At 63.5% G+C, this 20,424-nt stretch carries 15 protein-coding genes; 8 read left to right on the forward strand and 7 right to left on the reverse strand.

Going from position 1 to position 20,424, the window contains the following annotated elements:
* Positions 1 to 105 precede the first annotated feature (105 nt).
* From F561_RS0120105 to der, 4 genes are all read left to right on the forward strand, one after another.
* Positions 106 to 621 (forward strand): DinB family protein, encoded by a 516-nt coding sequence (locus F561_RS0120105; protein ID WP_245556594.1) that lies wholly within the window; start codon positions 106 to 108, stop codon positions 619 to 621.
* Positions 618 to 989 (forward strand): MGMT family protein, encoded by a 372-nt coding sequence (locus F561_RS0120110; protein WP_019011771.1) that lies wholly within the window; start codon positions 618 to 620, stop codon positions 987 to 989. Before F561_RS0120105 ends, F561_RS0120110 begins: the two co-directional genes overlap by 4 nt.
* A gap of 120 nt (positions 990 to 1,109) precedes the next feature.
* Positions 1,110 to 2,000: a c-type cytochrome gene (locus F561_RS27450; RefSeq protein WP_019011772.1), complete on the forward strand. Its 891-nt coding sequence runs from the start codon at positions 1,110 to 1,112 to the stop codon at positions 1,998 to 2,000.
* Between the two features lie 591 nt (positions 2,001 to 2,591).
* Positions 2,592 to 3,914 (forward strand): ribosome biogenesis GTPase Der, encoded by a 1,323-nt coding sequence (der, locus tag F561_RS0120120; protein ID WP_026299101.1) that lies wholly within the window; start codon positions 2,592 to 2,594, stop codon positions 3,912 to 3,914.
* Between the two features lie 65 nt (positions 3,915 to 3,979).
* Here the strand turns inward: der and F561_RS0120125 are convergent, their stop codons facing one another.
* Positions 3,980 to 4,507, reverse strand: a complete 528-nt coding sequence (locus tag F561_RS0120125; protein WP_019011774.1) for an AAA family ATPase — start codon at positions 4,505 to 4,507, stop codon at positions 3,980 to 3,982.
* Positions 4,508 to 4,510: 3 nt separating this feature from the next.
* Positions 4,511 to 4,870 carry a hypothetical protein gene (locus F561_RS0120130; RefSeq protein ID WP_019011775.1) on the reverse strand — a complete coding sequence of 120 codons (360 nt, stop codon included), beginning with the start codon at positions 4,868 to 4,870 and terminating at the stop codon, positions 4,511 to 4,513.
* A 79-nt stretch (positions 4,871 to 4,949) separates the two neighbouring features.
* Between F561_RS0120130 and F561_RS0120135 the strand changes: the two genes are divergently transcribed.
* Positions 4,950 to 6,092: a PQQ-dependent sugar dehydrogenase gene (locus F561_RS0120135; RefSeq protein WP_019011776.1), complete on the forward strand. Its 1,143-nt coding sequence runs from the start codon at positions 4,950 to 4,952 to the stop codon at positions 6,090 to 6,092.
* 63 nt (positions 6,093 to 6,155) lie between these two features.
* Here F561_RS0120135 and F561_RS30130 read toward each other — a convergent pair whose 3' ends face one another.
* Positions 6,156 to 11,939 (reverse strand): TSCPD domain-containing protein, encoded by a 5,784-nt coding sequence (locus tag F561_RS30130; protein WP_019011777.1) that lies wholly within the window; start codon positions 11,937 to 11,939, stop codon positions 6,156 to 6,158.
* A 417-nt stretch (positions 11,940 to 12,356) separates the two neighbouring features.
* Positions 12,357 to 13,076 carry a zinc ribbon domain-containing protein gene (locus F561_RS0120145; RefSeq protein WP_019011778.1) on the reverse strand — a complete coding sequence of 240 codons (720 nt, stop codon included), beginning with the start codon at positions 13,074 to 13,076 and terminating at the stop codon, positions 12,357 to 12,359.
* 225 nt (positions 13,077 to 13,301) lie between these two features.
* Here F561_RS0120145 and F561_RS0120150 point away from each other — a divergent pair, with 225 nt between their 5' ends.
* The 3 genes from F561_RS0120150 (at position 13,302) to F561_RS0120160 (ending at position 17,009) form a co-directional block, all read left to right on the forward strand.
* Positions 13,302 to 15,242: an HRDC domain-containing protein gene (locus F561_RS0120150; RefSeq protein WP_020621308.1), complete on the forward strand. Its 1,941-nt coding sequence runs from the start codon at positions 13,302 to 13,304 to the stop codon at positions 15,240 to 15,242.
* A 168-nt stretch (positions 15,243 to 15,410) separates the two neighbouring features.
* Complete coding sequence (locus F561_RS0120155; protein WP_040381408.1) at positions 15,411 to 16,358, forward strand: biotin--[acetyl-CoA-carboxylase] ligase; 948 nt, start codon at positions 15,411 to 15,413, stop codon at positions 16,356 to 16,358.
* Between the two features lie 63 nt (positions 16,359 to 16,421).
* Entirely contained in the window at positions 16,422 to 17,009 is a 588-nt protein-coding gene (locus F561_RS0120160) for a biotin transporter BioY (RefSeq protein WP_019011780.1), read from the forward strand.
* A 310-nt stretch (positions 17,010 to 17,319) separates the two neighbouring features.
* On the opposite strand, the gene recA is transcribed toward F561_RS0120160, so the two are convergent.
* The 3 genes from recA to F561_RS0120175 form a co-directional block, all read right to left on the reverse strand.
* Positions 17,320 to 18,402: a recombinase RecA gene (gene recA, locus F561_RS0120165; protein WP_019011781.1), complete on the reverse strand. Its 1,083-nt coding sequence runs from the start codon at positions 18,400 to 18,402 to the stop codon at positions 17,320 to 17,322.
* A 74-nt stretch (positions 18,403 to 18,476) separates the two neighbouring features.
* Complete coding sequence (gene thpR, locus F561_RS0120170) at positions 18,477 to 19,202, reverse strand: RNA 2',3'-cyclic phosphodiesterase (RefSeq protein ID WP_019011782.1); 726 nt, start codon at positions 19,200 to 19,202, stop codon at positions 18,477 to 18,479.
* Positions 19,199 to 20,413, reverse strand: coding sequence for a CinA family nicotinamide mononucleotide deamidase-related protein (locus F561_RS0120175; protein WP_019011783.1), 1,215 nt, complete (start codon positions 20,411 to 20,413; stop codon positions 19,199 to 19,201). The genes thpR and F561_RS0120175 overlap by 4 nt, the downstream gene beginning before the upstream one ends.
* Positions 20,414 to 20,424: the final 11 nt, after the last annotated feature.

A 20,424-nucleotide genomic window follows, 5' to 3' on the forward strand; every position in this document is an offset into this window, starting at 1 on the left:
CCACGATCCACGATCCACGATCCACGATCCACGATCCACGATCCACGATCCACGATCCACGATCCACGATCCACGATCCACCTCGGTTCCCTGTACCCTAAACCCATGACTCAATTTTCCACTCCCGGCCCGATGGGGGCCGAGCTGGCAGGCGTGCTGGCCGCAGCCGTGAGCGCCGAAAATCGCGTGAATGACGTGTTGTGCGATCACCTGACCACGGAAATGATGGAAGCGCAAACACCGGGCGGTGGCATGACTGTGGCGCAACATCTGGCGCATATGGCCGAATCGACCCGGTTCTGGTTGTCGCAACTCGATGAAGGCACGGCCCTTTCCCTGCCTGTGCTGTACGACGAAACCCAGACCGACGCTTTTATTGCTCAGGATGACCCCCTGCGTGCCGCTGCCGTGCTGCGCGAAGTCTGGACGGCGGCGCTGAACACGGCCACGGCGGCCACTGCACCCGGCGACCTGCCGCACCCCTCGCCCGCGCAGTTTGTGCTGCATATGCTGGGGCATACCTCCTACCACCGGGGCCAGATTGCGCTGGCGCTGAAGGTGAGCGGCTTTCCTCTGCCCGATGAAGGCCGGATGTGGGGGCCTATGCGGGGCAGCGTATGACCGCCGAGCAGGAAGCAGTCACCCTTGAAATAAACTTCAGAAACCGTGTGCTGGCGCTGGTGGCCCGCATCCCCGAAGGCCGCGTGATGACCTACGGACAACTGGCGCTGTTGGCCGGAAATCCGGGGGCGGCGCGTCAGGCGGGGTTCGTGCTGAATTCCTTGGTGGGCGGCTCGGAGTTGCCGTGGCAGCGGGTCATCAATGCGCAGGGCCGTGTCAGCACGCACAAAGTCGGTTTTGGTGATATGCAGGAACGCCTGCTGGTGGCCGAAGGCGTGGTGCTGGACGCCTCTGGGCGCTGCGACCTCAGCAAAGTGCAGTGGTGGCCCGAAGAGCAGAAAGACGCGCCGCCTGAAAGCCTGTTCTGAGCGTGCGCCGGACCAGAGACAACGCCGGGCCAAAGCTCTGTTCAAACCCCCTGCAAGGCATGAAGGGAATGCTCTGTTGAAGTGACAGAAAGGGCGCAAAACCCGCCGTATGCTGAAACCATGAGCAGCCTGAAACGCAGAAGGAACAACAGAACGAGGTGGATTGCAGGCGACGTGCTGTCCTGGGCATTGGGCGTGACCCTGGGTGTGGTGCTGGGCATCGTGTTGTTGCTCGTACTGCCGCGCACAGTGCCCAAACCCGGCGGCGCAGCGGCCCCCAGCACCGAGGGCACCATCACCGCACCCGCCGAAACGCCGCAGGGAGGCAACGGAACCCAGAGCGCCGCCGCCAACGCCGCAATGGGCAACGACTCCAACACCGCCAACGAATCTGCACAGGGCGAGGTGGCTCCTACAGGCGGCACCCGCGACAGCGATATTCAGACCACGCCGCAAGCAGGCATGAGCGGCGGCGACACTGCTGCCAGCGACTCTAACGGCACGGCAGAGCAGCCAGCAGCAGGTACCGAAGACAGTACGGCAGGCACAGACGACTCAGGTACAGGCGACACCGCAACGGGCGCAACCGACGCCAATGACAACGGCGCACAGACTGCCGAGCAGCAACGCGCCGCCACCGCCGAAGACACCAGCAACACCCAGAATCCCGACGACCAGACCGGCACGAATGCTGGAACCACGCAGGGCACCGACCCCGACGAAGCCGCGGCCAGCAACACCGACCCGGCGGGCGACCCCAGCAATGGCCGCGCCGTGTTTGCCTCCAACTGCGCGGGCTGCCACGGCCAGAATGCAGAGGGCAATATCGGCCCCGCCCTAACCACCGCCGACGGCCCCAAGAACTGGACTCTGGCCGAATTCACGCTGGCTCTGCGCCAGGGCAAAACGCCCGAGCGCGAACTGAACAGCACCATGCCCCGTTTCAGCGAAACCCAACTGACGGACGAGCAGATTGCAGATTTGCAGGCGTACATCAAAACGCTGAACTGATCGGCCCAGATTCAAACCGCTGCCTGAATGCTGAGGCGGCGGTTTCTCTGTGTGGATGACCCAATGTGAATGACCCAAAACAAAAAACCCGCCCTTCTCGGACGGTGATAAGGAAAATATAGCGCAGTATGCAGGGCCTGTCAAATCATGCAGCTGGGTCTGAAAAATGCTTGCTGGACGGCATTTCTAATGTTATCTAAGAAAATGAATTTCTGAGGTTATGCACCGGGCTTGCCCAGCCACCATCTTTTCCTAGTCAGGTTGCCTGCTCAGTTGTCGGGCGTGCCAGTCAGGATCACCCAAAACAAAAAACCCGCCCTTCTCGGACGGTGATAAGGTAAATATAGCGCGGTATACAGGGCTTGTCAAATCATGCAGCTGGGTCTGAAAAAGTCCGTCTGACACGCTGTCCGAGGCTTCCAGAATCAGCCGAAAGCGAGATAGCTATTCATTCCTGCTGGCCCACATTTGTCCCGTCCAACCTACGCTAGGCTTGGCAGTCTATGGCCCGAAACGTTCAGCGTGACGGCGGGCAACGGCGAATCTTCCCCTGACGCGGGCGGAGTTCGACACCGAGAAGGAGCGTCCACAATGCATAAAGTAGCTGTCGTAGGAAGGCCCAATGTGGGCAAGTCCAGTCTGTTTAATCGCCTGATCGGGCGGCGTGAAGCGGTGGTGGCCGATTTTCCCGGAGTGACTCGGGACGCCAAAGAAGGGCTGATGTTGTACCAGAACCACCGCATTACCTTGATCGACACGGGCGGTCTGTGGAGCGGTGACGAGTGGGAAGCCGCCATCCGCGAGAAGGCGGAATGGGCGATGGAAGGCGCTCAGGCCGTGATTTTTGTGCTCGATCCCCGCGAGGGCCTCAGCGCCGCCGATTATGAAGTGGCCGACTGGCTGCGGAAACTGGGCAAGCCCGTCATTGCGATGGCGAACAAGATCGACAGCCCCAAACACGAGGTTTACCTTGCCGAACTGTGGGCGCTGGGCTTCGGCGAACCCATTGCCGTGAGTGCCGAACACGCACGCGGTCTGGATGACCTGATGGACCGCGTGATGACCCACCTGCCCGAAGACGACGAGGACGTGTCGGAAATCGCGCCCATCCGCATCAGCCTGATTGGACGGCCTAACGTGGGCAAGTCCAGCCTGCTGAATGCCATGACCCAGACCGAGCGGGCGATTGTGGCCGACCAACCCGGCACCACCCGCGACAGTCTGGACGTGGAGTGGGATTACGGCGGCCAACGCTTTGTGCTGGTGGACACCGCCGGGATTCGTAAAAAGCCCGACACGGCCATCGAGGATTACGCGATTCAGCGGTCTCAGGCGGCCATTGCCCGCAGCGATCTGATCTGGCTGGTGGTCAACGCAGGCGACCTTGGCGACCACGAGCTGAAGCTGGCAAATCTGGCCTACGAAAGCGGCAAACCCGTGATCGTGGTGGTGAACAAGTGGGACCTCATTCCCGATGAAGACCTGAAATTCACCGAAAAAGACCTCGCGCAGAAGCTGCACCACATCAGCTACGCGCCGCGTGTGTACACCAGCGCCATCAACGAATACGGCATTCACGAGATGCTGGCCGAGGCCATGAAACTGCATGCCAAGTGGCAGTCGCGCATTCCGACCAGCGAACTCAACCGCTGGCTGGAAGTCTGGCAGATGCGCCAGAGCGTGCCCAACTTCCACGGCAAGAAGCTGAAGATGTACTTCATGACGCAGGTGGAAACCTCGCCGCCCACCTTTGCCATCTTCTGTAACCGCGCCGATTTCGTGACGCGCTCTTACGAAGGCTTCCTGCAAAACCGCATCCGCGAAGACCTTGATCTGGCGGGTATTCCGGTGCGCCTGAAGTGGAAGGAAAAGGGGCCGTACAAGCGGGAGAAAGGCGCGAACAACGACGAATAGGTTGTGGGACGTGGGTTGTAGATTGTAGGAACTGCGAAATAGGAACCGTGGGCGTGGGAGAAATCTCAGCTCACGTTTTTTGTTGTCTGCAACACCGCCTCCACCACCTGCTCCAGCGTGAGGTGGGTGGTATTGATGATGTGCCAGCCCTGCCGCCGAAACTCCTTTACATCTTGGCTGGCGTGCAAGGCCCGAATCACGGGTTCCAGCGTCAGTGGATCAAAGTGTTTGTTCTGGCGCAGGCGGTTGCGCTCCAGCACGGCGTCCAATTTGGCCCACAGCAGGATTTTTGTTCCCGGCTCCGATAAATCGAAGGCTGAGGCGTCGGCTGGCCCTAAGACATCGTCCAGGGCAACCGCGAATCCTGCCCGACGATAAATCTCAGCCGTCCGACCTGCGCTTTGCCGTGCCAGATCGAATTGCCGCTGCGTTTCCGGCGTGAATGCGGGCACCGGGTGAGCGATTCCAGACACGACCCATTCCCGCAGATCGTCTACGGGCAGATGCAGGCCAAACGGAAATTGCCTCATCAGCGCCCGGCTCAAGCTGGTTTTTCCGGTTCCAGGCACTCCCGTAACGATGAAGACGGGCACGAGTCAGTCCCCGTGCTGCTCGCCCTGCATCGCCACCCAATCTTCGTAGGCCAGCGCAGGCAGCAGCGCAAAGCTGCCCACGAACAGTGTTGCGAGGGCGGCAGGCACGCGCACAGGGGTTTTGCCGTTCAGCACGAGATACAGCGCCCCCAGCGTACTGACCGCGCCAATATCCATGAACATGATCCGGGCAAAGGAACTCTGCCGTAGGGTGCCGCGTGTGCCGAGGTCGCCGCCGCGTTTGCGGCCCAACACGGCAGTCAAGACCAGCAGGGCAAACAGGCTGCCGTACAGTTTCAGGCGCTCTGGGCCGGGGGCACGGTACTTCTCGGCGGCGGCACTCACGGAATCGGTCAGGGTCATGGCTGAGCGTACACCCCCGTCCTAACCCGCACTGAGGCAACCCACACCTCTCCCCCACTTCTGCCCGCCACACTGGGGTATGTTGCCTGCCCGCTGGCTTGCTTTGGCGCTCCTGACTGTGCCGACCTCCGCCCACACTGCTCTGGCTCAGGCCGCGCCTGCCGTCAAGCTGACTCCGTTTGTCAGTGGACTGGAACAGGTGACGGCCCTGACCCACGCGGGCGACGGCACGAACCGCCTTTACGCCGCGCAGCAGGACGGACGCATCCGGCTGATCGCGGGCGGAAAAGTCCAGCCGAACCTGTTTCTGGATCTGCGAAAACGCACGGCGGCAGGTGGAGAACGCGGGCTGCTGGGTCTGGCCTTCGACCCGGCCTATAAAACCAACCGCCGCGTGTACGTGCATTACACCGACCTGAACGGCGATACGGTCCTGGCCCGCTACAGCGCCACCGCCGACTTTTCGCGGGCTGACCCGGCCAGCGCCCGCACGCTGTTTACAGCCAAGCAGCCGTATGCCAACCACAACGGCGGGCAGTTGGCCTTTGGCCCCGACGGGTTCCTCTATCTGGGTCTGGGCGATGGGGGCAGCGGCGGCGACCCGCAGAACAACGGGCAAAATCTGGCCTCGCCGCTGGGCAAAATCCTGCGGTTCGATGTCCGGGCCGACACGCCCAAGCCTGCGCCCGGCAATCCCTTTGCCAGCCGGAAGGGAGCCAATCCGTATATCTGGGCGTATGGCCTGCGAAATCCCTGGCGCTTCAGCTTCGACCGCACTTCGGGCGACCTGATCATTGCCGACGTGGGCCAGAACGAACAGGAAGAAGTAGACCGCCAGCCCCGCGCCAGCAAGGGCGGCGAGAATTACGGCTGGCGCATCCGCGAGGGCCAGCGCTGCTACGACCCGTCCAGCAATTGCCCCAGCACCGGCAACGGGGGCGCGGCACTCCAAGCGCCGGTGCTGGTCTATGGCCGCACCGAGGGCCAGAGCATCACGGGCGGCTATGTGTACCGGGGCAGCGCCATTCCCGCACTGAAGGGCCAGTACGTGTTTGCCGACTTTGCCACCGGGAACCTGTGGGCCGCGCCTGCCAGCGGCTCCAGCTGGAAAAAGGCGCAGATCGGTAAGGTCAGCAACCCGGCCACCTTTGGCGAAGACGAACAGGGTGAACTGTATGTGGCGGAATACGGAAGCGGACGGGTCTTGAAACTGGGGCGGTAAACCTGAACCAAAACTGGCCCCGCCTGTAGAAGCGCGGGGCCAGTTTTGCCGTTTAGAACACACCTACCCGCACTTGCTATACCCACACGCCTGGCACTTCAGGCAGCCTTCCTCGCGGATCACAGCCTTTTCCTCGCACACGGGGCAGCGTTCGCGGCTCATGCTGTCCATGCCCTCCACACTGACCCCCACCGGAGATATGGGCGGCGCGTCAGTGCTGCCACCCGCCAGCATCGGCAGAACTCCGGCGTCCATGTCTTTCTGGAAGGTCTCCAGCGCCACCGCGATCAGGTCGGCCTTGCTGCCCACCAAGCGCCCGTTGTAGCTGCCGTACAGCCCCCCGTTCAGGCCGCGCAGGGTTTTGATGATGGCCTGTGCGGGCACGCCGTGCTGGAGGGCAATACTGACCACCCGGCCCAGCGCCTCGCTATCGGCGTTGGCCTCATCGCCTGCCCGCCCACTGATGACCATCACTTCTACAGGTTTGCCGCCCAGATGGTTGACCGTGACCAGAAAGCTTCGGCGGTGGCCGCTGGTCGGGTCGGTCAGCTTGACCATATCGGTGATGCCCTGCAAGCGGGCGGGGCGCTCGTAGATGGGGGCGGTGGAAGTGGCGGCGCGGGCGGCAGGTTGCGGTGCAGGAGCAGGAGCAGGCACGCTGACGGGTTCGGCCTTCAGGCTCTCCCCCATCACACTCTCGGCCATGCCAGCAGCGACCTGTGCGGTGGGGACTGGCTGGGCCGGAGCCTCGACGTCTTCCGCCTTCTTCTCCTTGGTCTTGCTGGTACTCAGCACCTGAAACTGGCGCGAGCCGTCGCGGTATACGGTGATGCCCTTGCAGCCGGTGCGGTAAGCCTCGCTGTAGGCATCCTGCACGTCCTGCACGGTGGCGCTGTTGGGCAGATTGATGGTTTTGCTGAGGCTGTTGCCTGCGTACCCCTCGGCATCGAAGGCCACCTGCACCGTGCCCTGCATCCGCACATGATCGGCGGGCGCGATGTCGTGGGCGCACACGAACACCTGCTGGAGAGCGTCGGGAATAAAGGCCAGGCCCACCACGCTGCCGTGATTCTCAGACACGGCTTCCGTTACTTTGTCCCAGTTCCAGCCGCCCTGACCGTCCTCCATGTTGGCGGCAGGCGGGTAGGACGAGAGCAGTTCTACAAACAGCGGGGCCAACAGTGCCCGGTATTCGCTGCCGATCTTGCGCCAGATAAAGGGGCTGAACACGGGTTCGATGCCGCTGGACACCCCCATCAGCATACTTGTCGTCCCTGTTGGGGCAACAGTCAGCACCGCCACGTTGCGCCGGGGGGCGTGCGGCATCTTCTCCGCATTTCGGGTATAGACCGGGTACACGCCACGCTCTGCGCCAAGGCGTTCGCTTTCAGCAATGGCTTCTTGCCGGAGCGTTCCCATGATTTCGGCAATGGCCTGCCGTCCGGCGTCGCTGTCGTAGCGCAGGCCCAGTTTGATCAGGGCGTCGGCCAGTCCCATCACGCCCAGCCCGAGGCGCCGCAGGTCTTGCGAGGCGGTGCGGTTGTCTTCCAGCGCAAACACGTTCACGTCCAGCACGTCATCCAGGAACCGGACGCAGGTACGGACATCGGCGCGGAAGCTGGCAAAATCGAAGGTACTGCCCTGCACGTAGGCCGCCAGATTGATGGCGCCCAGATCACAGGGTTCTCCAACGGTGAGCGGAATCTCGCCGCAATTTACTGTATTTACATAACTAAAACATTCCTTTTGTCCAAAAGCAGAAGTTTTGTGATGTCCAATGTAGTAGTTGTGGAATTCGTCAACCGTGCCGTTATAAACATCTTCCCGGCCCACCTGAATCACAAAAACGACGCGGTGGTTGGCGACTGTTGCTCGGTCATTCAGCGCGGCGTAGGTGGACAGCCCCCCCGGATGAAGGCGCACGGGCACGCCCACACTCCGGCAGTGCATTTCCCATTCCTTTTTCAGTGGGCGGCGGCCCAAACGGAATTTCAGGTCGTTGAAGGCCCGGACTTGCCGCTCTGACGTGCTTTCACTGGTGCGCTGCATGGCGGCCTTTGCGGAGGCGCGCCCCAAAGCCGAGGCACGTTTCAGGCCGCACGGGTGGCAATAGCTGATTTCGCGGCGGCTCCACGGCTGCTCGTAGTGGGCGCCGCAGTCCTCGCAGGCACGGGTCACGATCGGGTAAAAATTGCCCACATGCCTCACAGACACGTAGCCTGAATCGAGGGCCAACTGGTACAGATCAAAATTGTGGACAGTTTGGCGGGACTGACCTACGCCACGCGGCAGCGCTGGCAAACCGAGTTCCGCGGCCATGCGTTCAGAAAGCGCGTTGATGCTGCCCAACTCGCTTTCCCTATGCTCTGCGAAGCTTTGGGGCAAGCCCCGCTCTTTGGCATGGTCCTGCCATTCCCTGTTGGTAAAGCCCCGGCCCAAAGAGTCAGCCAATTCACGCGCTGCCCCCTCCAGTTCAGTATGGGTCATGCCAGAATGCCGCCCATTGCGTTCACCAGAAGTCAAGGCGCTCATCCGCTGTCTGTATGCGTTTTGAGCCGCCTCGCTGAGCTGGCCCCACCAACGCTCACGCATGGGATTGTTGTCACCCAACATGTCGGCACGGTGCAAGGCTTCATGCTCGTCACGGGTCATGATTTCCAGATTGGCGGGCGCGTTATTGAGTCCCTTATAGTCGCGGTGATGCACCACTTCACCCGGCTGCAAGGAGCGCTCCGCAAAGAAAGTGGCAATCAGGCGGTGTTCCCCTACTGGCTGCCCTTTGCCACTCGTGAGCCACACATACTCCTGACTCCGCTTGCCTGACCACCCCAAGGCATCATCAAAATTTCCATGAAAGCGCGTCAAGGCCGCCACCGAGTCTCCCGGCTGCAACGCCAATGCTTCCCGGCGTGTCCCATCTGTCAGGTTGAATTTGTGATTCCCAGTGACTTTGACCTTGAGGCCATCGTCAAAAGTAACCTCGTATACGGGCAGGGCCACCCCAGTCAGCCGGGGGTTTCGCATCCAACGAACAGCGGCCCGACCCCGATCATCGCGGGCATACACAGGAACGTCTTTGCCTTCGTCTGCCAGTTGCCTAAACGATACTGCGCCGCGTCCATCCGCCACGGCCACCAACGTCTCTCCTGTTACACACGGATTCGTACTCCGAATCTGGTAGCGCTCGCCCAGATCCTTCAGGGCGCTGTATTCGTTCACGCGGTCGGCAAAAATCAGGCCGGGTTCGCCCGTACTCCACGCATGCTGAGCAATCTGATCCCACAGCCAGCGGGCCGGAATGCCGGGGCCAGAGTCGGCGGTCTGGTACACGGGAACGCCGCGTGCACCGTCGTCTGCACGGTCAGACAGGGTGGGCAGCGTGCCCGCGTAGGCTCCGGCCTGGGGCATCAGCGCGTATTTGCCGGGAACGTCCTGCGCGGCAATCGGCCACACTGCATCGGCCTGCAACGCATCCCAGAACTTCTCGCCCACCAGAATGGAAATATTGAAGGTGGAAATATCGCCCTCGGCAGCCTCGCGGTCCAGATCTTTGGCGGTCAGGAAATCGAGTACGTCGGGGTGGTCGATGGAAATAGTCGCCATGCCCGCGCCGCGCCGGGTGTTGTGCGTTACAAGGCCGCCTGCAAGATAGGTATGGGTTTCGTCCACCGAGAGATCCAGCGTCAGAATTCGGCCACCAGGAGTCACATCCCGCACCTGCACGTAATATTCGGTTTCATCAAAGGCAGGCAAGGTCGCCGCGATCTGCAGATTCTGGCTGAGGGCGCGGTAGCCTGTGCCGGTGAGTCCCCGCTCGCCCCGAAGGTAACGCGACAAGGTTTTGCGTGTCTGGGTAAAGGCTGAGGGCGCACCTTTGCGGCCCGCAGGTAATCCAGCATGCACAGCCCCCAGCAGACCCGCTGCGTGGGGCAGCGGCCAAGCCGATTCCCGCGCCGGGTCTGGTCGGAAGTCTCGCATCGCTCCCAAACGGGAGTCAGCCAGCCAGCCTACGCGTTCGCGGTAGCGTTCCAGCCCCACGCCACTGACCACGTTCAGGCGGTAATGTTCGCGCCCCGAATACCGGTCTGCACGGGCCTCATAGCGCACGATTTGAGCCGGAATTCCCAAACCCCCCAGCATCACCAACACGTCTTGGGCAAAGTCTGCCGAGGCGCAGGACAACTGCGGATAGCCGTGCAGCAGCGTGCCATCGGCCTCGAACAGGCCGCGCAGAAAAGCGCCGACCACTGGGCGCGGGGCTTGGCGCACTGCTCGCGGCACTTGCAGACCCAGCGTTTTGTCCTTCAGGAGTCCGTTGCGGGTCAGCCAACCCACCAGCCCTGCCGAGCGGGTCACAAAAATCACGCTTTTATCGTGGTCTTTTTGCTCTTGCCGAAGCTCCAGCCCAAACAGGTCGCGGAACAGGCGCGGCGTTTCCTGCATCATGACTGAGCCATGCGCCACGCAAAAGCCGATACGCTGGCCGCTGACAAAGCCGTCGCCCCACAGGTAGCCCAGCCAGAAGGCCAATTCTTCGGTGAGGGTGTCGGGGGTTCGCAGGGGTTTGGCGTTGGGGTGCAGCGTGCCCACCGGTTCCAGCAGCACGGGCGCTCCGGTGTGCTGATCGAGGACCTGAATGGCCCAGTCGCCCGCCTGCACCTGGTCCAGCCGCACCCACTCGCGCTCGCCGCTCTCGCGGAGCACCTTCAACTTGTGGTTGGGCGTGCCCTGCACTGTCAGGCCGTTTTGCAGTTGCACGCGCAGGGTGTCGGCCAGCCCGTTGTTGAATCCCTCGGGGCTATGCTTCCAGCCTGCGTCGGTGGCAACTTCTAGCGCATGGAGCTGATGCCCGAAACTGTGGGCGTCCACCAGTTCGCGCAGGCGCAGGGTGCCGCTGCTGGTATGGACGAGAGTATCGGGATGCAGGCAGCCGCCCTGCCTCACCACCCGCAACACGGGCGAGTACACGAAGCGCAGCGTATTCACGGGGCCACTGCGCTCGGCTCCCCGGTTGGCCCACTCCAGAAAGTTGTCGAAGATTTCTATCAGAAAGCTGACCGGGCCGCTGCTGGTGCCGCCCGATCCCTTGATGGGTGCGCCCTCGGCCCGCATCTCCGAGAGGTCTATGCGTGGCTCCAGCCCCAGCTTGGCGTCTTCGGCCACTTTCGCTGCAGCGTCGGTGATTCCGCCCATATCGTCGGGCACAGTCTGCACGCCTTCGGGGAGCGCCCGCACGATCTGCACCCCATGTTGGCGGGCCTGCGCCACCAGTTCGGGCGAGATGGCCTGTCCGTAAATCACCCGCGTCCAGTTGCGAAGGGCCACTGGTTGCTTGTCGCCGTCGGGCTGCGTGGGCGGGCGCATCAGGCCCTGAATAAAGTCGGTCACGTCGGCGTGCGCAGCGCTCATATAGGCCCAGCCGCGCACCCCCGCGTCACTACGGCTACCCTCGGCGCGGGGCAGATACACGTCCAGATTCACGCCGTTGCCGCCGCCTACCTTGGTCACGAGGGCCAGTTTTTTGGCGACTTCCATCACGCCTTCAAAACTGGCGGGGTCGTGGGCGGTACTGCCCTGCACAAAGCAGTTCAGAACGTTGCCGTGCTGGGTTCCGGCGCCGGCCAACACGCGCCCACCGGGGCAAAACTTCTTCTCCTGCATCAGATCGAAGTATTTCTGTGCCCAGTCCTGCCGCGCCCCCGGCGCTTCGGCCCCCGCCACCCAGTTGGCAATTCTCCGAAACATGCCCGCGATATCGCCGTCGCCGGGTTGGAGATACTGGCGCTTGGCAATGTGCTGGGCGTTGTCATCAAAGGAAGTAGAGGCCGGCACGGGAAGACTGGTCATGGTGGAAACTCCTTAGAGCAAACAGTGTCGTTTGCTTTTGACCGAACGGAGGGAGAGAGCGGCGGAAGTCTTGGGGACGCTGTCAGTGTTGATGAAAGCCTTAGAGGTCTTTTCTCTGGCGCTGCCCCATTCGAACAACTGCTCTCAAAGACGGGGAAAGTCCTGCGGCAGATGACAGGACACAGCAAACAGAAACTCACGCACCCAAGCAGCAGTCCGAGTCTTCATTTCTGGCCTTCCCAAAACTAAAAATTGTTGCCCAATTGTACGCCTATAACCAAATCAGGTACAACAGGTTGTGAGGTGCTGACCCTTTAGATACAAGATGCGGCCCCAATCCTCTGGAGAGGACGGGAGCCGACGACGCCCCAAGGGGCGAATCTGGGACAGTGTTAAAAGATTAAATAGAGAGGTAGCTCAGACATCCAGACGGATCAGGAAGCGGCCACAAGATGGGCACTTCACTGGAGGCAACTTGCCCAGAGCCGCTTTTTGCTGCACGTTGACGGGAAGATTTACATTGCAACCGCTGCAACTTCCGTTCTTGATCTCCACGACGCCCAGGCCCTTTTTGGCCTTGCGGATCATGTCGTATTCCTTCACGGTGCGGGCATCAAGGTTGGCGACCAGTTCGGCGCGTTCCTTACGTGCGCCCTCGCCCTGATCGCGCAGGGTCTGGACCCGCGCCTCGTCCTCTGTTTCCAGGGCGCTGAGGCTGGGGCGCAGGGCACGGTGTTCAGCCCGCAGTGCAGCGGCCTTTTCACCCAACTCGCGCTGCTGCTCACGCAGGGGCAACAGGTCTTCTTCCATCTCCTCGGCCCGCTCGCCCAACATCTGAATTCGGCTGCCGTACTGAGATTGGGCACGGGCATCGAAGGCGTTCTTTTCCTGCTCATCCTGGGCACGGGCAATCTGCTCGCGGGTGCCGGCAAGGTCTAGCTCCTGCTGGCGCACCTTTTTGTCGGTGGCCTCCAGCGTGATTTCGGTGTCTTCAAGGAGGTTGTTCAGGCGTTCTTGCTCGGCCCGTGCATTCCGGAGGGCGTCGGGAATGTTGCCTTCCTCGGCACGCAGGCGGTCAAGGTCCAGATCAAGATGCTGAACGCGGTGCAGGCGTGAAAGGGGTCCGGTGTCGCTCATCAATATCAGTCTACCCCCGAAGTGACGCCCTACCCCGCTGCCGTCAATTCGGTCTCTGGGAGCGCAGGCCTGTTTACGCCGTTGCAGACGGACTGCAACACTGTTCAGCATGGGGCACGTGGCACAGGCTCAGGCTTCCTTAACAGACCTGCCCGGCGCACCAATCTCCCTGATTGAGGGCGACGTATCAGCCAACTGGCCCCGGAGTGCGGCACAATAGGCAGCATGACCGACTCGCGCTCTGTTGCCTCCACTCCCCGCCCGGATCATCGGCCCGATCTGCAACTGGTGTCGCTGCACACCGTTCGCGGCGACCCGCATACGCGGCTGGCAGGGGCGCTGGCCGACCTGGAAGGCGCACAGTGGGGCCTGCTGCTGGGCGGCGACGCGGCGCTGGCCCGTCAACTGGCAGCAATGCTGGGGGGCGGAACCCTGCGCGTCGATAGCCGCCTGAGGGTAAACCGTGACGCCCTGGCCGAAGCAGGACTGGCCGTGGCCTCGCTGGACGCCGACTGGAACGGTGCGCGGGCGGTGTGGCTCCTTGAACCCGATGCCCGGACGCTGGAACGGGCTGTGCGGGCCGGTGTACGGGTGATCGTGGACGCGACCCTGGCCCCCGGCGGCGGCTGGCCCACACGCGGGGCCGATCTGGTGGTGTACCGCGACGGCGTGACCCTGACCGGACATGCCGACGGCATGCTGGCGGCCCTGTTCGGGATGGGCCGCGCTCCTGTCGCCGCCGCCCCCGCCCCTGCCGACCTCACGGTGGCTCTGGCCCTGCGCGACGTTGCCACCCTGCCTCTGCGCCTTGCCCGCGCTGCCCGGACCACAGTGCAACTGGCTGAACGGCTGGGAGGTACGGCGCTGGAAGCTGGCCCCACCGCCCTGCTGCTGGCCCCCGACGCTGCCGCCGACACGTTCTCGGCCCCCGGTGGCGTGATGGCCGCCGCCCGCAGCGTGCCCGCCGGAGTGCTGCTGACGCCCGGCCTGCAAGACATGAATTCGGTCCTAGCCCTGCTGCGCTCCGAAGCCGAGCAATCCGGCGACTCCTCCTCCCGCCAGGGCGAGCAGTGGACGGCCAGAGAGGAAAGCGTCCCCGCGCCTGCTGCCGAACCACTGGCCCGTGACCCGGAGCCTCAGGAACCGACTCCTCTGGACGCATCCACGCAGGCGGCTGACCCACGTGAGGACGGAAGACGTGACCCGGAGCAGCGGACTTTTGGACAGCGGGACAGCCAACGCCGCAACCGCTCTGACGGCAGGCGCGACGATGGACGGCGCGGCGACCGCAACACCCACAGCGAGCCGCGACGATTCGAGCGTCCCCGGATGGATCAGGCGCGGCCCGATCAGGCCCGTGCAGATCAACCCAGAGCGGATCAGCACAGGGCCGATCAGCCCCGCCCCGACACGGACGCGCCGCCCGAACGTTTCACCTTCGACGCCCCAGACACCGAATATGCTGCCCAGCCAGAGGCCGCACCTGCTCAGGCCGCTGCCACTCTGTCTGCTCCTGCTCAGGCTGCCGCCCCCGCCGTGGCTCCCACGGTCAGCGCCCCGGAACCCACCTTCTCGGTGCCTTCGCCCGCACACGACGAGGTCTGGGAACCGGAAATCGTGTTCAGCGATACGCCCAACCCGGACGCCCTGACCGAGGCCGTTCACAGGCAGTCGGAAGAAGAAGCCAACGAGCAACGCGAAACTGAGCAGCACGCAGAAGCGTTGCAGGCTGAGCCGGAAGCTGCCACATCCCCGGAAGAGGAAACGGACTCCAGCTCTTTTGCGGAGGCATTGGCCGAGTTCGAGCAGACCGAGACGGGGCAGGCCCAGCTTGAGCAGGTGCAGGCCGCCGCGCCCATCATCCTCGCGCCCGACCTGCCGCCCACGCCGCCCGCTGGGGTCAGCGGCACCGACGCCGAACGCCCTGACCCCACCGCCGACCTGACGCCCGAGCAGGCCGCCATCTATGCCCGCCTACGCGACTGGCGCAACGCCGAGGCCAAACGGCAGGACATGAGCCGCTTCATCATCGCCAGCAACGCCACCATTGCCGAAATCGCCCGCCGCGTGCCCTACACCGCTGCCGATCTGAAGGCTGTGCGCGGGATGGGGCCGGAGCGGCTCCGCAAGTATGGAGAAAAGATTCTGGAAGTGGTCAGGGGGTAAAAACCGTGAGTGGTGAGTAGTCAGTGATCAGTGGAGAAAGCACCCCATCTTTTGACCTTCCCACTCTCTACTTCCTACACCCCACACCCCGGCGCGTGAGCGCCCTACCACATCCGCTCTGAACCGGGTTCATTGCCTTCGTTCAGCATTTGGTCTAAAACTCTGAACGTGCCTTCTCGCCTGCTGCCGCTGCTCTCGGACCTTCCTCAATCAGGGGAAGCGTTGGGGGCGCGGCTGGGCCTGGGGCGCGTGACCATCAATACGCTGGCGCGGCGTCTAGAAGAAGACGGCGTGCCAGTCGTCATTTCTCGGGAGGGGTATGCCCTGGCGGCGGGGACGCCTGCGCCCACACTGGTGGCCCCGCTGCTGGTGACCCAGCAGTTCGGGCAGGCCATGCAGTATGCAGGAACCGTGACCAGCACGCAGGATGTGGCCCGCGCCTGGGCCGACGACCCCCTTGACCCAGCTTCACACGGCGCGGTGGTAGTGGCCGAACGCCAGAGCGCGGGCCGGGGCAGGCGCGGGCGCGTCTGGGATACCACCCACGGAACCCTAGTTTTTAGCGTGCTGCTGCAAGGCTTGACCCTTCCCGAACTGGCGCTGATTCCCCTGGCGGCGGGGGTAGCGGTACAGGCCGCCTGTCAGATCGGCGGCCTCAAGTGGCCCAACGACCTGCTGTCCCCCGACGGCCGCAAACTGGCAGGCATTCTGCTGGAAGCCGACCTGCGCGGGGAGGAGGTGCGGCGGGCCGTGCTGGGCATCGGCGTCAACGTGTCTGCCGCGCCAGAAGGAGCCGCCTTCCTGACCACCTGGCAGCCCAACCTGACCCGCGCCCAACTCCTGGCCGACCTGTTGGCCGCGCTGGAGCACTGGCTGGCGCAACCGCCCAAGCTGATTCTGGCCGCTTGGCGGCGGGCCAGCCTCACGCTGGGGCAGCCTGTAGAGGTACAGACCCCACGCGGCGCGGTGGCGGGCATAGCGCTGGACATCGACGCGCAGGGCAGCCTGTTGGTGCAGACCTCCGGCGGCCAGATCGTGACCATCAGCGCGGGCGACGTGCAACTGGTGGGGCAACTGGTCGGGCAGTTGGCCGCGCCTCTCCCCTCCTCCGGTTAAGATTCCCCTACACCCCAATTCAGTCACCCCAATTCAGCCTCTCTCAGATTCACAGGAGTTCTTATGACGCAGGTTACACCCGGCTATCCCACCCTGGCCCAGACCCTTGCCCCCCATCACAGCCTGATTCGTAATGTGTTGTTGGTTGTGGGTGGCGCGGCGTTGGTGGCCCTCGCCGCCCAGATCGAAATTCCGATGCAGCCGGTGCCCCTGACCCTGCAAACCCTCGCCGTGCTGCTGGTGGGCGCGGCGCTGGGCAGCAAACGCGGCGCGGCGGCCCTGGCCCTCTACATGGCCGCCGGAGCCGCTGGCCTGCCCGTGCTGAGCGGCGGCGGCGCGGGGCTGGCAAAAGTCATGGGCACCACGGGCGGCTACCTGCTGGGCTTTATTCTGGCCGCTGCCGTGGTCGGCTGGCTGGCCGAACGCTACGCCCTGGACCGCAAATTTGCGGGCACGGCACTGGCGATGCTGGTGGGCAACGTCATCATCTACATTCCGGGCCTGCTGTGGCTCGCCAACGTGCTGCATGTCTCGGCCTCCAAAGCCGTCGAATACGGCCTGACGCCCTTCCTGCTCGGAGACGGCATCAAGCTGGGACTGGCCGCGCTGCTGCTGCCTGCGGCCTGGGCCTTCGCGGGGCGCAAAGGCTAAAGGCGGCTGGGCCATGAGATTTGAAGCTTCCTGAGCTGGTCTGAAAGAGAGTCTTGTCAATATTGGTTCTCCACAGCTCCATCTGAAAGCTCCCAACACAAACACCCCCACCTGCAATTCAGAGGCGGGGGTGTTTGTGTTGCGCTGGGTTGTCGATGCCTTCCGTTCTGAGGAGTGCCCCAGCGCAAGCGTGAACCCAGCTTAGGCGGCAGCCCCTGCTCCACGCATCAGTCAAAAGGCGGAGACGGCAGAGCAGCACAAAAAACGCCCCTACCCAAAGTGGGCAGAGGCGCAGGCCAGAAGCTGAGGATTACTCGGCTACGGCAGGAACGGTAGCAACGGTGGGCACGCTCACGCCGCCGTTCTTGATGGCCGCCATGACGCGGGCGCGGATCTCGTCTTCCATCTCGGGGCGCTCGGAGATGTAGGCGATGGCTTTTTCCTTGCCCTGCCCGATGCGCTCCTCGCCGTAGGAATAGAAGCTGCCTGCCTTCTTGATGATGTCCATGTCGGCGGCGAGGCCCACCAGATCGGCCACCTGATCAAAGCCCTTGCCGTACACGAGCGCCAGTTCCACTTCCTTGAAGGGCGCGGCGACCTTGTTTTTCACGGTCTTGATCTTGACGGTGTTGGCAACGGCGTCGTTGCCCACCTTGATCGGCTGCCCGATCTTGCGAACGTCCAGACGCACCGAGGAGTAGAACTTCAGGGCGCGGCCCCCGGTGGTGGTTTCGGGGTTGCCGTACATCACGCCGATCTTCTCGCGCACCTGATTGATGAAGATGGCGGCGGTGCCGGTCTTGCTGAGGATGGCGGTCAGTTTGCGCAGGGCCTGAGACATCAGGCGGGCCTGCAAACCGGGCAGGCTGTCGCCCATGTCGCCCTCGATTTCGGCGCGGGGCGTCAGGGCGGCCACGGAATCCACGACCACCACGTCAATTGCGCCGCTGCGGACCAGCAGTTCCATGATTTCCAGCGCCTGCTCGCCGTTGTCGGGCTGAGACACCAGCAGCTCATCGGTGTTCACGCCCAGCGCACGGGCGTACACGGGGTCCAGAGCGTGCTCGGCGTCGATAAAGGCGCAGGTGCCGCCCGCTTTCTGGGCCTGAGCCAGAATGCTGAGGGCCAGCGTGGTCTTGCCGCCCGACTCGGGGCCGTAGATTTCGGTGACGCGCCCACGCGGAATGCCGCCCACCCCAAGGGCCAGATCAAGGCTCAGGCTGCCCGTGCTGATGGTCTGCACGTCCAGCTTGGAGTCTGCGCCCAGTTTCATGATGCTGCCCTTGCCGAACGATTTCTCGATCTGGGTCATGGCGTTCTCGATGGCCTTGGCGCGTTCTTTGGCGTCGCCGGGAAGGTGCAAAATGGTGTCTTTGTTGCTGTCCTTGCTCATGGGTACTCCTTGGGGGCTGTGGCCTGCGGCCTGTAGAGGCGCGGTCTGAAGAGAACGAATCGGAAAAGGGCGGATTAGAGTTCGGCGGGTTGGTCGGGTGCGTCCGGCAGGAGCAGTTCTGTTTCTGCGGAACCTGCGCGGAAGCGGAAGGTGCTTTCAGTCTGGTACAGCGGCCCGGTCTTACGGAGGATCGAACGCGCCAGAACAGCGCTGCTCGCCTGCCAGCCGAGATCGAAGGTTTTGGGCGGCACACGCGGGGCGGGGCCTTTTTTGCGGGCCAGCGTGATGTGCGCCTTGAAGGGTTGGTCGTCGGTGGCGAGACCCAGCGCGGCGACGCCTTCGCGCAGTTGGGCGGCCAGTTCGGCCAGTCCCTCGGCTTCCACTTTCACGAACCACACGCGGGGGCTGCCTTCGTTGGGAAAATACCCGGTGCCGCGCAACCGAACATCCAGCGTGGGCACATTCAGGGTCAGGTCTGCACCCAGCTTGCGGAGGTCGGCCAAGCGCTCGGGCGGTACAGCGGGCAGATACGCCAGCGTGACGTGCATCTGGTCAGCCCGCACTGCCCGCCAGTTGCCTTTCAGGAGCGACTGCGTTTCGGCCAGTGGGGTAGAAATTTCGCGGGGCAGCGTCAGGGCATAGAACAGACGTAGGCTGGGTTCGGGCGGGGGTGTTTCTATGCGTGCCGGACGATCTGGGCGGGGTTGACTTTTGTTCTGGGGCTTCTGGCCCACCGACTTGGCAGGCTTGGTGGTTGCTGCATCAGCCTGCGGCCCCCGCTTGGGAGCAGGACGGGTCATGCCTGCACCTCGTCACGGGGTTGCAGGGAACGTAAAGCCAGAGCCAGGGCTGCCATCGCCGCCCGCTCGCGTACCTGTGGGGCGTCTCCGGGCCAGTTCAGGTGAGCCGTTTTTTGCAGGCCTTCTGTGTCCAGCGCGATGTAGGTCTGTCCGGCCTGCTCGCCTGCCGTGGCCGTGACCACCGCCAGCCCCACCGCCGCGCCCAGATATTCGCGGGCACCGGCGGCCAGTTCGCGGGCGGCCTGCTCGCTGACCACGCCGTGTGCATTCAGCGTGACCGGAGTCAGGCCCAGCGTGATCAGGCGGGCGTGGTCTACTGTGACGGCGGCGTCCAGAAAGCCGGGAGCATCGGCCAGAGCCGCGCAGACCGTGCCGCCGCTGCCCGCCTCGATGACGCCGAGGGTGCGCGTGCCCAGCGCCCGAGTGAGGACCGAGGCCAGCGTGTCAGCGTCTTCGCCCCAGGTCCAGCGGGCCAGCAGGCCGCGTACCTGTTCCAGCACGGGAGCGGCCAAAGTTGCGGCTTCCTGCGGGGTGGAGGCACTGGCCGCCACGCGCACATCCACACCCGTCTTGCGGGCATAGGTGGCGACGCTGGGATTGGCCTGCCGGGTCAGTGCTCCCAGCAGTTCGGCCACGTTGCTTTCCCCGATGCCCTGCGTGTGCAGAGTGACGGCAGAAAACGCGCGGGCAGGCAGAGGCAGGCGCGGCAGAACCTGTTCACGCCACATCCGGTTCATCTCAAAGGGCGGGCCGGGAAGGGCCACGATCAGTTTGCCCGTGGGGGCCACCCGAACAAACCAGCCCGGAGCGGTACCCACAGGATTGGCGAGGGCTTCGGCGCTGGGAATCAGCCAGGCCTGCTTGCGGTTCACTTCAGGCATGGTGCGGCCCCGGCTTTCGTAGAGGCCGCGCAGGTGGGCCATCTGCTCAGGGTCTTCGGTGGGGGTCTCGCCGAGGGCGGCGGCAATGGCTTCACGGGTCAGGTCGTCGTCGGTGGGGCCGAGGCCGCCGCCCAGAATCACCAGGTCTGCCCGCGACAACGCCAACCGGATGGCGTCCTCTACGCGGCCAAGGTTGTCTCCCAACACAGTTTTGCGGTGCAAAGTGACCCCCCTTTCCGCCAATTCACGGGCAAGGAACGCGGCATTGCTGTCGACGATTTCGCCCAGCAACAGCTCTGTTCCGACACTAATAATTTCTGCTAGCAGCATAACCACCTCGC

The sequence above is a fragment of the Deinococcus aquatilis DSM 23025 genome (assembly GCF_000378445.1).
Taxonomy (GTDB): Bacteria; Deinococcota; Deinococci; order Deinococcales; family Deinococcaceae; genus Deinococcus; species Deinococcus aquatilis.